Annotated in this window: 11 protein-coding genes; 8 read left to right on the forward strand and 3 right to left on the reverse strand. The window is 70.1% G+C overall.

Annotation, left to right across the window (positions count from 1 at the left end; genetic code table 11):
* Window positions 1-297: 297 nt before the first annotated feature.
* From ABZY57_RS08540 to ABZY57_RS08565, 6 genes are all read left to right on the forward strand, one after another.
* A complete protein-coding gene (locus ABZY57_RS08540) occupies window positions 298-1,836 on the forward strand; it encodes a leucyl aminopeptidase (RefSeq protein WP_356509487.1) in 1,539 nt (512 codons plus the stop codon).
* A gap of 305 nt (window positions 1,837-2,141) precedes the next feature.
* The gene (gene lpdA, locus ABZY57_RS08545; protein ID WP_243329979.1) at window positions 2,142-3,530 is read left to right on the forward strand and encodes a dihydrolipoyl dehydrogenase; all 1,389 of its coding nucleotides are present in this window, start codon (window positions 2,142-2,144) and stop codon (window positions 3,528-3,530) included.
* A gap of 54 nt (window positions 3,531-3,584) precedes the next feature.
* Window positions 3,585-5,357 (forward strand): 2-oxoglutarate dehydrogenase, E2 component, dihydrolipoamide succinyltransferase, encoded by a 1,773-nt coding sequence (gene sucB / locus ABZY57_RS08550; RefSeq protein WP_356509488.1) that lies wholly within the window; start codon window positions 3,585-3,587, stop codon window positions 5,355-5,357.
* 244 nt (window positions 5,358-5,601) lie between these two features.
* Window positions 5,602-6,225 carry a GntR family transcriptional regulator gene (locus ABZY57_RS08555; RefSeq protein WP_356509506.1) on the forward strand — a complete coding sequence of 208 codons (624 nt, stop codon included), beginning with the start codon at window positions 5,602-5,604 and terminating at the stop codon, window positions 6,223-6,225.
* 244 nt (window positions 6,226-6,469) lie between these two features.
* Window positions 6,470-9,154: a pyruvate dehydrogenase (acetyl-transferring), homodimeric type gene (aceE, locus tag ABZY57_RS08560; RefSeq protein WP_356509490.1), complete on the forward strand. Its 2,685-nt coding sequence runs from the start codon at window positions 6,470-6,472 to the stop codon at window positions 9,152-9,154.
* A gap of 225 nt (window positions 9,155-9,379) precedes the next feature.
* Window positions 9,380-9,898, forward strand: coding sequence for a DUF4240 domain-containing protein (locus tag ABZY57_RS08565; RefSeq protein ID WP_356509508.1), 519 nt, complete (start codon window positions 9,380-9,382; stop codon window positions 9,896-9,898).
* A gap of 30 nt (window positions 9,899-9,928) precedes the next feature.
* Here the strand turns inward: ABZY57_RS08565 and ABZY57_RS08570 are convergent, their stop codons facing one another.
* On the reverse strand, window positions 9,929-10,705 hold the full coding sequence (locus ABZY57_RS08570; RefSeq protein WP_356509492.1) for an SDR family oxidoreductase: 777 nt from the start codon (window positions 10,703-10,705) through the stop codon (window positions 9,929-9,931).
* 86 nt (window positions 10,706-10,791) lie between these two features.
* Between ABZY57_RS08570 and ABZY57_RS08575 the strand changes: the two genes are divergently transcribed.
* Entirely contained in the window at window positions 10,792-11,445 is a 654-nt protein-coding gene (locus ABZY57_RS08575) for a TetR family transcriptional regulator (protein ID WP_356509494.1), read from the forward strand.
* A gap of 12 nt (window positions 11,446-11,457) precedes the next feature.
* Here the strand turns inward: ABZY57_RS08575 and ABZY57_RS08580 are convergent, their stop codons facing one another.
* Together ABZY57_RS08580 and glnA are read right to left on the reverse strand one after the other, a co-directional pair.
* On the reverse strand, window positions 11,458-11,775 hold the full coding sequence (locus ABZY57_RS08580) for a MazG-like family protein (RefSeq protein WP_356509496.1): 318 nt from the start codon (window positions 11,773-11,775) through the stop codon (window positions 11,458-11,460).
* A gap of 92 nt (window positions 11,776-11,867) precedes the next feature.
* Window positions 11,868-13,277 carry a type I glutamate--ammonia ligase gene (glnA, locus tag ABZY57_RS08585; RefSeq protein WP_356509497.1) on the reverse strand — a complete coding sequence of 470 codons (1,410 nt, stop codon included), beginning with the start codon at window positions 13,275-13,277 and terminating at the stop codon, window positions 11,868-11,870.
* Between the two features lie 185 nt (window positions 13,278-13,462).
* Here glnA and ABZY57_RS08590 point away from each other — a divergent pair, with 185 nt between their 5' ends.
* Window positions 13,463-13,930: an RDD family protein gene (locus ABZY57_RS08590; protein WP_356509499.1), complete on the forward strand. Its 468-nt coding sequence runs from the start codon at window positions 13,463-13,465 to the stop codon at window positions 13,928-13,930.
* The last annotated feature ends 150 nt before the right edge of the window (window positions 13,931-14,080 follow it).

Below are 14,080 nucleotides of genomic sequence, written 5' to 3' on the forward strand. Positions count from 1 at the left end.
GCCAGACCGGGGAGGCTCTGTGGAAATGATGCAAAGGAACCCCGCGTCCCCTTGCGAGAGTGGTCCGAGTGTTTCGGACCTCGTCAGGTCCAAGAGGCAAACGTGGAACAGAAGCCACAGATGGGTGAACCTGCCCGCCTCGTGATCGAACAACTTGCCAAACCTTCGAGTGGCGTGCGGACGAGTGCGTACGCGTAGGCTCGTTTCCGGCGGCCATCGGGCCCGAATACGATCGCTACGGACGGCCGTCCACCCACTCGGCCCACACCACCAAAACGGAAGCGAGAATTCACCACCGTGACTGCTCTGACTCTCAGCACTGCCGGACCGGCGACGCTGCGCGCCGACGTCCTCGTCGTCGGCGTGGCGAAGGGCCCCAAGGGCCCCGTCGTCGCCGCGGGCGCCGAGGCCGTGGACAAGGCGTACGACGGCAAGCTCGCCGCCGTGCTCGACGCGCTCGGTGCCTCGGGCGCCGAAGGCGAGACCACCAAGCTGCCGGCACCGGACGGCCTCAAGGTCCCGGTCGTGCTGGCGGTCGGACTGGGCGCCCTTCCCGACGCGGACGAGTCCTACGACGAGGAGGCGCTGCGCCGCGCCGCCGGCGCCGCCGCCCGTGCCCTGCACGGCACCAAGAAGGCCGCCTTCGCGCTCCCCCTGGACGACGCCTCCGCCGTCACGGCCGTGGCCGAGGGCGCGCTGCTGGGCGCGTACGCCTTCACCGCGTACCAGGGCGGCGAGAAGAAGGCCTCGAACGGTGGCAAGAACGGCGGCCCGAAGCAGCCGCTCGCCGAGATCGCCCTGCTCGGCGCCAAGCCGCGCGACAAGGAGCACAAGGCCGCGGCCGAGCGCGCCACGATCGTCGCGACCGAGATCAACATCGCTCGCGACCTCGTCAACACCCCGCCGAACGACCTCACCCCCGAGGCCTTCTCCGCCGTCGCCTCCGCGACCGCGAAGGAGAACGGCATCAAGGTCCAGATCCTGGACGAGAAGGCCCTGGTCAAGGGTGGCTTCGGCGGCATCATGGGCGTCGGCAAGGGCTCCGAGAACCCGCCGCGCCTGGTGAAGCTCTCCTACACCCACGCCAAGGCGGAGAAGACCCTCGCCTTCGTCGGCAAGGGCATCACCTACGACTCCGGCGGCATCTCCCTGAAGCCGGCCGGCCACAACGAGACGATGAAGTGCGACATGGCCGGCGCCGCCGCCGTCTTCGCCTCCGTCGTCGCGGCCGCCAAGCTCGGCCTCCAGGTCAACGTCACCGGCTGGCTCGCGCTCGCGGAGAACATGCCCTCCGGCTCGGCCACCAAGCCGGGCGACGTGCTGCGCATGTACAGCGGCAAGACCGTCGAGGTGCTCAACACGGACGCCGAGGGCCGCCTGGTCCTGGGTGACGCGCTGACCAAGGCCTCCGAGGAGAACCCGGACGCGATCGTCGACGTGGCGACCCTGACCGGCGCCATGGTGATGGCCCTGGGCGACCGCACCTTCGGCATCATGGCCAACGACGACGCCTTCCGCACCTCCATCCACGAGATCGCCGAGGAGGTCGGCGAGGCCTCGTGGCCGATGCCGCTCCCCGAGGACCTGCGCAAGTCCATGGACTCCCCCACCGCCGACATCGCGAACATGGGCGTCCGGATGGGCGGCGGCCTGGTGGCTGGCCTCTTCCTCCAGGAGTTCGTCGGCGAGGGCATCACCTGGGCCCACCTCGACATCGCGGGCCCCGCCTTCCACGAGGGCGCCCCGTACGGCTACACCCCTAAGGGCGGCACCGGCTCTGCCGTGCGCACCCTGGTGCGACTGGCCGAGCGCACCGCCACGGGCGACCTGGGCTGACGCCGAGGGCGTAGCCGGGCAGCGGCATCCGCAGGCCCCGACCATGATCAGATTTTCCGATCATGGTCGGGGCCTGTTCACTTACAACGAAATCCGTAGGTTTCTACGCTGCGGTAACCCCCGGTTCGGGCAGAACGACCTGCCCCAGGGCAGGCCCGGCGTCCCGCGTTCCGCCGACAAATGCGAAGATGGGTTCTCGGCAGGACAGGGCCCCCACCACAGGGCCGAAGAAAAAGCGGCCGTATACCAGCCGCCGCCCGGTCACAGAGGACCGGTGCTCGGCGCACATGCATGGAGGACGTGACGTGGCGAACGACGCCAGCACCGTTTTCGACCTAGTGATCCTCGGCGGCGGCAGTGGCGGTTACGCCGCGGCACTGCGCGCATCCCAGCTGGGTCTGGACGTTGCCCTGATCGAGAAGAACAAGCTCGGCGGCACCTGCCTGCACAACGGCTGCATCCCCACGAAGGCTCTGCTGCACGCGGGCGAGATCGCGGACCAGGCTCGCGAGGCCGCCCAGTTCGGTGTCAAGGCCACCTTCGAGGGCATCGACATCGCGGGTGTGCACAAGTACAAGGACGACATCATCGCGGGCCTGTACAAGGGCCTGCAGGGTCTGGTCGCCTCCCGCAAGCTGACCTACATCGAGGGTGAGGGCCGCCTCTCCTCGCCGACTTCCGTCGACGTGAACGGCCAGCGCATCCAGGGCCGCCACGTGCTCCTGGCGACCGGCTCCGTGCCGCGCTCGCTGCCGGGCCTGAACATCGACGGCAACCGCATCATCTCCTCGGACCACGCGCTGGTCCTGGACCGCGTGCCCGAGTCCGCCATCGTCCTGGGCGGCGGCGTCATCGGCGTCGAGTTCGCCTCGGCGTGGAAGTCCTTCGGCACCGACGTCACCATCATCGAGGGCCTCAAGCACCTCGTGCCGGTCGAGGACGAGAACAGCTCCAAGCTGCTGGAGCGGGCGTTCCGCAAGCGGGGCATCAAGTTCAACCTCGGCACCTTCTTCGACAAGGCCGAGTACACCGAGAACGGCGTGCGGGTCACCCTGGCCGACGGCAAGACCTTCGAGGCGGAGGTGCTGCTGGTCGCGATCGGCCGCGGCCCCGTCTCCCAGGGTCTGGGCTACGAGGAGCAGGGCGTCGCGATGGACCGCGGCTACGTCGTGGTCGACGAGTACATGCAGACCAACGTGCCGACCATCTCGGCCGTCGGCGACCTCGCCCCGACCCTCCAGCTCGCGCACGTCGGCTTCGCCGAGGGCATCCTGGTCGCGGAGCGTCTGGCCGGCCTCAAGGCCGTCCCGATCGACTACGACGGTGTCCCGCGCGTCACGTACTGCCACCCCGAGGTCGCCTCCGTCGGCATCACCGAGGCCAAGGCCAAGGAGATCTACGGCGCGGACAAGGTCGTGGCCCTCAAGTACAACCTGGCGGGCAACGGCAAGAGCAAGATCCTGAAGACCGCGGGCGAGATCAAGCTCGTCCAGGTCAAGGACGGTGCCGTGGTCGGCGTCCACATGGTCGGTGACCGGATGGGCGAGCAGGTCGGCGAGGCCCAGCTGATCTACAACTGGGAAGCCCTGCCGGCCGAGGTCGCGCAGCTCATCCACGCGCACCCGACGCAGAACGAGGCGATGGGCGAGGCGCACCTGGCACTCGCCGGCAAGCCCCTGCACGCACACGACTAATCGTCACTGGGCGCGACGACCACTTCCGCACTTTCGTTAGGAGCAACTGAAACCATGTCGGTTTCCGTAACCCTTCCGGCGCTCGGTGAGAGCGTCACTGAGGGCACTGTCACCCGTTGGCTGAAGGCCGAGGGCGAGCGCGTCGAGGCCGACGAGCCGCTGCTCGAGGTCTCGACCGACAAGGTCGACACCGAGATCCCGTCCCCCGTGGCGGGCATCCTGGCCTCCATCAAGGTCGCCGAGGACGAGACCGTCGAGGTGGGTGCCGAGCTGGCCGTCATCGACGACGGTTCGGGCGCGCCGGCCGCGGCCGCCGCTCCGGCCGCCGAGGCTCCGGCCGCCGAGGCCCCCGCGGCCCCGGCCGCTGAGGCTCCGGCCGCTCCGGCCCCCGTCGCCGAGGCCCCCGCGGCCCCGGCCGCCGCCGCACCGGCCGCCGCCGGTACGGATGTCGTGCTCCCCGCCCTGGGCGAGTCCGTCACCGAGGGCACCGTCACCCGCTGGCTGAAGCAGGTCGGCGAGTCGGTCGAGGCCGACGAGCCGCTGCTGGAGGTCTCGACCGACAAGGTCGACACCGAGATCCCCGCCCCGGTCGCCGGCGTCCTGCTGGAGATCCTGGTCGCCGAGGACGAGAACGCCGAGGTCGGCGCGCGTCTGGCCGTCATCGGCGCGGCGGGCGCGGCTCCCGCGGCCGCTCCGGCCGCCGCCGCCCCGGCTCCGGCCGCTGCTCCGGCTCCGGTCGCCGCTCCGGCGCCCGTGGCCGCCCCGGCTCCGGTCGCGGCCGCTCCGGCGCCCGTGGCGGCCCCCGTGGCCGCTCCGGCTCCGGTCGCCGCTCCGGCTCCGGTCGCCCCTGCGGCTCCGGTCGCCCCGGTCACCCCCGCCGCCCCGGTTTCCGCCGGTGACGAGGGTGCCTACGTGACCCCGCTGGTGCGCAAGCTCGCCACGGAGTCCGGCGTCGACCTGTCCGCGGTCTCGGGCACCGGTGTCGGTGGCCGTATCCGCAAGCAGGACGTCCTGGCCGCCGCCGAGGCCGCCAAGGCCGCCGCTGCCGCTCCGGCTCCGGCCGCTGCCGCTCCGGCCGCGAAGGCTCCGGCCGCCGCGGTCTCCGAGCTGCGCGGTCAGACGGTCAAGATGACCCGCATGCGCAAGGTCATCGGCGACAACATGATGAAGGCCCTGCACTCGCAGGCGCAGCTCAGCTCCGTGGTCGAGGTGGACATCACCAAGATCATGAAGCTGCGCGAGAAGGCCAAGGCCGGCTTCCTCGCCCGCGAGGGCGTCAAGCTGTCCCCGATGCCGTTCTTCGTCAAGGCCGCGGCCCAGGCGCTGAAGGCCCACGCGGTCGTCAACGCCCGGATCAACGAGGACGAGGGCACGATCACCTACTTCGACTCGGAGAACATCGGCATCGCCGTGGACTCCGAGAAGGGCCTGATGACCCCGGTCATCAAGGGTGCCGGTGACCTCAACCTGGCGGGCATCTCCAAGGCGACCGCCGACCTGGCCTCCAAGGTCCGCGGCAACAAGATCACGCCGGACGAGCTGTCGGGCGCGACCTTCACCATCAGCAACACCGGCTCGCGCGGTGCGCTGTTCGACACGGTCATCGTGCCCCCGAACCAGGTCGCCATCCTGGGCATCGGCGCGACGGTCAAGCGCCCGGTGGTCATCGAGACCGCCGAGGGCACGAACATCGGCATCCGCGACATGACGTACCTGACCCTGTCCTACGACCACCGCCTGGTGGACGGCGCGGACGCGGCCCGGTACCTCTCGGCCGTCAAGGCGATCCTCGAGGCCGGCGAGTTCGAGGTCGAGCTCGGTCTGTAAGGACAGCCTGCGAGGCTGACAGCGGCAGCGGTCCACGACTGTCGCGCACGGCGCCCCCGCCCGGGTTGCAAGTCCCGGGCGGGGGCGCCGTCGTCGTACCCTGGGCCCCTCCGGCCGACGGCTGTAACCAGCCTCACCCTGCGCCTCTGACCAGGAACGCATCGCGACGAGCGGCTCCGCCGTATTGTCTACGCATCAGGCCCCGCATGCCCCTGCACACCCTTCAGGAGATGAAGCCCCGATGATCACCCCACCCGTCGTGCACTCGCTGCGCGAGCAGATCCGCGAGCACATCGTGGAGGGGATCGTCAGCGGGCGCTGGAAGCCCGGTGAGCGGATCGTGGAGCGCCGGATCGCGGTGGAGCTGGAGGTCAGCCAGACGCCCGTACGCGAGGCCCTGCGCGAGCTGGAGACGCTGCGGCTGATCGAGTCGGCGCCGAACAAGGGCGTGCGCGTACGGAACCTCTCGGCGGCGGACCTGGAGGAGATCTATCCGGTCCGGGCGGGCCTGGAGCAGATCGCGGCCGAGCTGGCCGCGCCCCGGCTGGCGGCCGACTGCTCGGCCCTGGAACCGCACGTGGCGGGTCTGTGGGAGGCCGACCGCAGCGCGGACGGGACGGCCCAGGTGCGGCACACCGTGGGCTTCCACCGGGAGATGGTGCGGGCCGCCGGGAACAGCGTGCTGCTGCACACCTGGGAGTCCCTGGGCATCGAGGTCTTCACGGCCCTGTCCATCCGGTGGCTGGGAACCGTCCAGAAGTCCTACGCCGAGGAGCACGAGGCCCTCGTGGACGCCTTCCGCAATCAGGATCCGGAGATCGGTCTGCTCGTGAAGCGGCACGTTCTGGGATGCGCGCCGAGGGCTTGATCCAGCCGGTACAGCCCTGCGGGAGCGCCCGTCTTGCCCCGATTTACCCGGCACCGGGTGCCTGTCTTCATGGCACCCGGTGCCGACTTTCGTCGTATGGACGTTTCTTCGTCACTTTCATTTGATCGATCATCGATCAGCGGCTTACAGTCATCCGCGGACCCCACCCGGGTCCAACGACCCTGTCCTGCCCGTCAGGGATTTCTTCACCACCTCTCCTTTGTCCGGAAGGCGGCGCACACCGATGTCCGACCCCGTAGGAAAGCTTCCGAGCGAGCTCGACCAGCTCCCGGACCGCGACACCGAGGAGACCGCCGAATGGGCGGCCTCCCTCGACGCCGTCGCCAAGGCCGCCGGTACGCGCCGCGCCGAATACCTGCTCCGTCGCACCCTTCAGCACGCCGAGGCCGCCGGCCTCGCCCTGCCGAAGCTCCTCGAGACGGACTACGTCAACACCATCCCCACCGCCGCGGAGCCCGAGTTCCCCGGCGACGAGGCGATGGAAGCCCGGATCACCGCGTGGAACCGCTGGAACGCGGCCGCCATGGTGACCCGCGGCTCCAAGTACGGCGTCGGCGGCCACATCGCCACCTTCGCCTCCGCCGCGTGGCTGTACGAGACCGGCTTCCAGCACTTCTTCCGCGGGAAGGAGGCCGACGGATCGGGCGACCAGCTCTACATCCAGGGCCACGCCTCCCCCGGCATCTACGCCCGCGCCTTCCTCGACGGCCGGGTCTCCGAGCAGCAGCTCGACAACTTCCGCCAGGAGGCCGGCGGCAACGGCCTCCCGTCCTACCCGCACCCGCGGCGCCTGCCGTGGCTGTGGGAGTTCCCGACGGTCTCCATGGGCCTCGGCCCGCTCTCCGCGATCTACCAGGCGCGCTTCAACCGCTACCTGCAGAACCGGAGCATCAAGGACACCGCCAACTCGCACGTCTGGGCCTTCCTGGGCGACGGCGAGATGGACGAGCCCGAGTCGACCGCCGCCCTGGCCCTGGCCTCCCGCGAGCAGCTCGACAACCTGACCTTCGTCATCAACTGCAACCTGCAGCGCCTCGACGGTCCGGTCCGCGCGAACTTCCGCGTCGTGCAGGAGCTGGAAGCCCAGTTCCGCGGCGCCGGCTGGAACGTCATCAAGTCGCTGTGGGGCTCCGCCTGGGACGAGCTGTTCCAGCTCGACACCACGGGCGCCCTGGTACGCCGGCTGCGCGAGGTACCCGACGCGCAGTTCCAGACGTACGCGACCCGCGACGTGGCCTACATCCGCCAGCACTTCTTCGGCGCCAACGCCGAGCTCGTGCAGCTGGCCGGCGTGCTCTCCGACGCGAAGATCGCCGAGTGCTTCCACACCTCCCGCGGCGGCCACGAGCCCCGCAAGGTCTACGCCGCGTACAAGGCCGCCCTGGAACACAAGGGTGCGCCGACGGTCATCCTCGCGCAGACCGTCAAGGGCTACACGCTGGGCGCCGGGTTCGAGTCGAAGAACGCGAACCACCAGATGAAGAAGCTGACGATCGACGAGTTCAAGGACATGCGTGACCTCCTTGGCCTCCCGATCCCCGACAGCGCCTTCGCCGACGGCCAGGTCCCGTACGGCCACCCGGGCGCGAACAGCCCCGAGGTCCAGTACCTGAACGAGCGCCGCGCGGCCCTCGGCGGCCCGGCGCCGGCCCGCAAGGTCAAGCACGTGGCCCTGCCGGCTCCGGCCGACCGCTCCTTCGCCCCGCTGCTCAAGGGCTCCGGCAAGCAGGAGATGGCCACCACCATGGCCTTCGTCCGGCTCGTCAAGGACCTGATGCGGGACAAGGAGACCGGCAAGCGCTGGGTTCCGATCGTCCCCGACGAGGCCCGCACCTTCGGTATGGAGTCCCTCTTCCCGTCGGCCGGCATCTATTCGCCGCTGGGCCAGACGTACGAGCCGGTCGACCGCGACCAGCTCATGTACTACAAGGAAGCCAAGGACGGCCAGATCCTCAACGAGGGGATCACCGAGGCCGGCGCCATGGCCGACTTCATCGCCGCCTGCACGTCGTACGCGACGCACGGCGAGCCGATGATCCCGTTCTACATCTTCTACTCGATGTTCGGCTGGCAGCGCACCGCCGACCAGATGTGGCAGCTCGCCGACCAGCTCGGCAAGGGCTTCATCGTCGGCGCCACGGCCGGCCGCACCACGCTGACCGGTGAGGGCCTGCAGCACGCGGACGGCCACTCGCACCTGATCGCGTCCACGAACCCGGCGTCGCTCAACTACGACCCGGCCTTCGCGTACGAGATCGCGGTGATCGTCAAGGACGGTCTGCGCCGGATGTACGGCGAGAAGCCGGAAGACGTCTTCTACTACCTGACGGTCTACAACGAGCCGAAGCCGCAGCCCGCGATGCCCGAGGGCGTCGAGGAAGGCATCCTGCGCGGCCTGTACCGCTTCAACACGGCGGCGGACCTCGCGGAGGCGGCCCCGGCGGCCGACGCCCCGAAGATCCAGCTGATGGCCTCCGGTACGGCCATCCACTGGGCCCTCGACGCGCAGAAGCTGCTCGCCGCCGACTGGAACGTGGCCGCCGACGTCTGGTCCGCCACCTCCTGGGGCGAGCTGCGCCGCGACGCGCTGGAGTGCGACGAGGCGCTGCTGCGCGGGGAGATGCGCACCCCGTTCGTCACCCGTGCGCTGGAGGGCGTCACCAGCCCGGTGCTCGCCGTCTCCGACTGGATGCGTCAGGTCCCGGACCAGATCAGCCAGTGGGTCGAGCAGGACTACACCTCGCTGGGCACGGACGGCTTCGGCCTCTCCGACACCCGTGAGGGCGCCCGCCGCCACTTCGGTGTCGACGCCCAGTCGATCGTGGTGGCCGCGCTGGCCCAGCTCGCGCGCCGCGGCGAGGTCCCGGCGTCCTCCATCAAGGAGGCCCGGGAGCGCTACGGCCTGTAGGCCCCGGCGGCCCGGACGGCCGGCGTGACGAACGACCGTGAGGCGGTCCGCTCCTTCGGGGGCGGGCCGCCTTTCGCGTGTCGCGGCTGTGCCGTGCGGCTGCGGCCGGCCGGAGCGGGGCGAGGCCGAAGTCCGGCACCCATGCGGCCGTGCGGGGGCTTGGACCGGCCTTTCGCGGCGCATGCGGTGGCGGTGGGGGTGCGGACCCGTGATGCTTGAGCGGTGATGGACGAGACGGAGTTCTGGGAGATCGTCGACCGTACCCGCGAGGCCGCCGAGGGCGACCCCGAGGAACACGCCGAGCTGCTCGTGGAGCGGCTGGCGCAGCTCGACCCGGACTCCGTCCTGGACTTCGCCCGGCACTTCGAGTCGCGGTACAACCGGGCGTACACCTGGGACCTGTGGGGCGCGGCGTGGGTGCTGCTCGACGGGGCCAGCGACGACGCGTTCGACTACTTCCGGTGCTGGCTGATCGGCCAGGGCCGGGAGGTCTTCGAGGGCGGGGTGCACGATCCGGACCAGCTCGCGGAGCTCCTCGACGAGTTCGACGAGGAGATCGACGGGGACGGCGAGGAGCTGGGGTACGCGGCGGACGAGGCGTACGAGCAGCTGACCGGGTCGGTCGCGCCGGATCTGGGGATCCCGCTCCAGGCGGCGGAGCCGGAGGGCGCTGCGCTGGACTTCGAGAACGAAGCCGTGCTCGCGGAGCGCTTCCCCCGGCTGTGGGACCGCTTCAGGGGCTGACGGGGCCGGGCAGGATCCGAAGGAGCCGCCCTAGTAGTGCGTACCGCCGTCGATGCGGATCTCCGTGCCGGTGATGAAGGCGCCGTCCTCGGAGCCCAGCATGGCGACGACGCCGGCGACCGTCTGCGGGCCGGCGAAGCCCTGGCCGAGGGCCGGGGCGAGCTTGGCGAACAGGCTCCAGTCCGTGTCCTCCGGCAGGCCGGGGCCGGTGCCGGTGGTCATGCCGCTCTCGATGGAGCCGGGCGCGACGGCGACGAAGCGCAGCCCCTGCTTGCTGTACTCGGCGGCCAGCGCGTGGGTCATGGACTGGATGCCGCCCTTGCTGGCCGCGTAGGCGCTCATGTAGGGGTGGGCGAAGGACGCCGAGGTGGAGCTGAAGTTGACGACGACCGGCTGGTCGCCCGCCAGCAGCGCCGGGAGCGACTCGCGGATGACCAGGAAGGTACCGGTCAGGTTCACCGCGATGATCTTGTTCCAGAACTCGAGCGTGGTCGCGTGGGTGTGCGAGGAACGCAGGATGCCCGCGGCGTTGACCAGTACGTCGACGCCGCTGCCGCCGAGGGCGTCGACGGCGGCGGCGATGCCCGCCTTGACCGCGGCCTCGTCGGATATGTCGAGGACCGCGGTGGTGAGGCGGTCGGCGTGCCCGTCGGCGGCCGCCCGGTCGGCGGTGGCCTTGAGGCCGGCTTCGTTGACGTCCACGGTGTGGACGCGGCCGCCCTCGGAGAGGATGCGGTGGACGGTGGCCTGGCCGATGCCGGAGCCGCCGCCGGTGATGAGGACACGACGTCCTTCGTAACGGTTCATGGGCGGGAGCGTACTCCGGCCATGACACGTTTTGCCAGCCTGTCAAAACATGCATTCCTGTGGGCAGGCCAAGGTATCCTTCCCCCGTGAGATCCCCTCGTCCGTACTCTCCCCAGGGCGGCCCCGGAGCGCAGTCGCTGAACGAGCGCCGCAAGGCGGCCACCCAGCTCGACATCGCCCGCGCGGCCTGCGAACTCTTCGCCGAGCACGGCCCGGACGGCACCACCGCCGAGGACATCGCCCACCGCGCGGGCGTGGCGCTGCGCACGTTCTACCGCTATTTCCGCAACAAGCAGGAGGCCGTCGCCCCCCTGCTCGCGGGCGGCGGCGACGCCTGGCGCGCGCTGCTCGCCGAGGAGGACCCCGGCACCCCGCTGACCGAGGCCCTGGAGCGCGCCGTCACCCGCTCCCTCACCGCCCCCCAGGCCGTCGAGGAGGGCCTGGAGGTCACCCGCGTCCTGTTGCGCGCCGCCACGACGGACGAGGCCCTGCGGGCCGTCTGGTACCGGGTCAACCAGGACTCCGAGGAGCGCCTGGTCCCGGTCCTCGCCCGGCTCGCCGGCCCGGAGGCCGAGCCCCTCGCCGTACGCCTCCTCGCGGCGGCGGCCACGGACGCGATCCGCATCTCCCTGGAGCTGTGGTCCACCACGGACACCCCGCCCTCGGCCCCCGGTTCCCCCTCGGAACTCGCGGTTCGCTGCCTGCGCGACCTCACGGGCGCGATGCCCCTGATGCGCTGAGCCCTCCGGCGCTCAGAGGAACCGGGCCGACTTCTCCTTCAGGTGCTCCGCGAAGAAGGCGGGAGCGTCGGGCCGCATCCGGGCCAGTGCGACCATCGCCGTGACGATGACGTCGGCGACCTCCGCCTCCACATCGCTCCACGTGTGCGAGTTCCCCTTGCGGGGGTTGGTCCCCTTGGCCCCGATGACGGCCTGCGCGGCCTCGCCGAACTCCTCACCGATCTTCAGGATCTGCAGCGTGACGCTCTCCTCGTGCGCCATCCCCCGCTCCCGGTCGTGCTCGTCGAATCGCGCCCCGAGCGCCCCGATGGTCTTCCACGCGTCGTCCATCCCCCGAACGTAGCGCCACACGACGAAGCCCCGCCCCCCTCTTGAGGAAGGGGGCGGGGCTTCGTCCGATCAGTGCGTCAGCACGGCACGGCTTAGAGGTCGAAGTAGAGCTCGAACTCGTGCGGGTGCGGGCGCTGGGCGATCGGGGCGATCTCGTGGGTGCGCTTGTAGTCGATCCAGGTCTCGATCAGGTCGGGGGTGAAGACACCGCCGGCCAGGAGGTACTCGTGGTCCTCCTCGAGGGCCTTGAGGACGTCCTCGAGGCTGGTCGGGACCTGCGGGACGCTCGCGTGCTCGTCCGGGGAGAGCTCGTAGAGGTCCTTGTCGATCGGCTCCATCGGCTCGATCTTGTTCTTGACACCGTCGAGGCCGGCCAGCAGCAGGGCCGCGAACGCCAGGTACGGGTTCGAGGACGGGTCCGGGGCGCGGAACTCGACGCGCTTGGCCTTCGGGTTCGAGCCCGTGATCGGGATGCGCATCGCGGCGGAGCGGTTGCGCTGCGAGTACACCATGTTGACCGGCGCCTCGAAGCCCGGGACCAGGCGGTGGTAGGAGTTCACCGTCGGGTTGGTGAACGCCAGCAGCGACGGGGCGTGCTTGAGGATGCCGCCGATGTAGTAGCGCGCGGTGTCCGAGAGGCCCGCGTAGCCGGCCTCGTCGTAGAACAGCGGGTCGCCGTTCGCCCACAGCGACTGGTGCACGTGCATGCCCGAGCCGTTGTCACCGAAGATCGGCTTCGGCATGAAGGTCGCGGTCTTGCCGTTGCGCCAGGCGACGTTCTTCACGATGTACTTGAAGAGCATCAGGTCGTCGGCCGCGGCGAGCAGCGTGTTGAACTTGTAGTTGATCTCGGCCTGGCCACCGGTGCCGACCTCGTGGTGCTGACGCTCGACCTGGAGGCCCTGGGCGTCCAGCTCGAGGGAGATCTCGGCGCGCAGGTCGGCGAAGTGGTCGACCGGGGCTACCGGGAAGTAACCGCCCTTGTAGCGGACCTTGTAACCACGGTTGTTCTCCTCGGAGCCCGTGTTCCAGGCACCGGCCTCGGAGTCGATGTGGTAGAAGCTCTCGTTCGCGGAGGTCGCGAAGCGCACGCTGTCGAACACGTAGAACTCGGCCTCGGGGCCGAAGTACGCCGTGTCGGCGATGCCTGTGGAGGCGAGGTACGCCTCGGCCTTCTTCGCGACGTTGCGCGGGTCGCGGCTGTAGGCCTCGCCCGTGATCGGGTCGTGGATGAAGAAGTTGATGTTGAGCGTCTTGTCCTTGCGGAACGGGTCCAGGCGCGCGGTGGTGATGTCGGCGCGCAGCGCCATGTCGGACTCGTGGATCGCCTGGAAGCCGCGGATCGAGGAGCCGTCGAAGGCCAGCTCCTCGTTCGGGTCGAACGCCCGCCCCGGGATGGTGAAGTGCTGCATCACACCAGGCAGGTCGCAGAAGCGGACGTCAACGAACTTGACGTCGTTCTCCTTGATGTACTGCGTCACTTCGTCGGCGTTCTTGAACATCCAACTCCTCCTACTCCCAGCCCCGGGGCAGGGGCGGGTTTTATAGCTAGTGGTGCGTCAGTGCGGTGCCGCACGCTGACCCGACCATAAGCAGACGGGGTTTCTCAAGCATGACCCATTTGTTTCGCACAAGTTAACCAGGGTCCCGCCGGAACGGCGTCGAGCGGCACGGGTACCGTGTTCGCGTGGACAAGAGGCAAGCAATCGGATCCTGGCTCTCCGGCCCCCGCGAGGCCGCCGAGGAGATGGGTGCCGACTTCGGGTACCCCGGCAAACAGCTCGGCCTGCCGCAGCAGGGGCCCGGCTCGGTGGCCCGTTTCGGCCGCCGGCTCGGCGCCGTCGCCATCGACTGGCTGGCCTGCCAGCTCATCGCGTACAGCCTGATCACGGGCCGTGACTGGAACGGCGCGGGGAACTGGACACTGGCCGTATTCGTCACCCTGGTGGTCCTGACGGTCGGCACCGTGGGCTTTACCCCCGGGAAGCGGATCCTCGGCCTCCGAGTGGTTTCCCAGGACGGCGGGCGGCTCGGCTTCGGCCGCGTGGTGCTGCGCACCGCACTGCTCGCCCTGCTGATCCCGGCCCTCGTCTGGGACCGCGACGGCCGCGGCCTGCACGACCGCCTCACCCGTGCCGTGCAGGTCAGGATCTGAGACGAAGGACCGGAAACAGGATCGGAAGCCAGAGGGGCGGGGCCCGGCGGGGGCGGCCCGGGACGGGCGCGCGGGGGGAGGAACTAAGAGGCCGAGCCCGAGTGAGCAGGGGCGCGCGACCACAGACAAACGTCGCACGGAACGAAAACG

The organism is Streptomyces sp. NPDC006450 (assembly GCF_040612195.1).
Taxonomy (GTDB): domain Bacteria; phylum Actinomycetota; class Actinomycetes; order Streptomycetales; family Streptomycetaceae; genus Streptomyces.

Excerpts from the sequence above, each read along its gene's own strand:
- sucB (WP_356509488.1), top strand. The coding sequence starts at position 3,585 with ATGTCGGTTTCCGTAACCCTTCCGGCGCTCGGTGAGAGCGTCACTGAG.
- aceE (WP_356509490.1), top strand. The coding sequence starts at position 6,470 with ATGTCCGACCCCGTAGGAAAGCTTCCGAGCGAGCTCGACCAGCTCCCG.
- ABZY57_RS08565 (WP_356509508.1), top strand. The coding sequence starts at position 9,380 with ATGGACGAGACGGAGTTCTGGGAGATCGTCGACCGTACCCGCGAGGCC.
- ABZY57_RS08570 (WP_356509492.1), bottom strand. The coding sequence starts at position 10,705 with ATGAACCGTTACGAAGGACGTCGTGTCCTCATCACCGGCGGCGGCTCC.
- ABZY57_RS08580 (WP_356509496.1), bottom strand. The coding sequence starts at position 11,775 with ATGGACGACGCGTGGAAGACCATCGGGGCGCTCGGGGCGCGATTCGAC.
- glnA (WP_356509497.1), bottom strand. The coding sequence starts at position 13,277 with ATGTTCAAGAACGCCGACGAAGTGACGCAGTACATCAAGGAGAACGAC.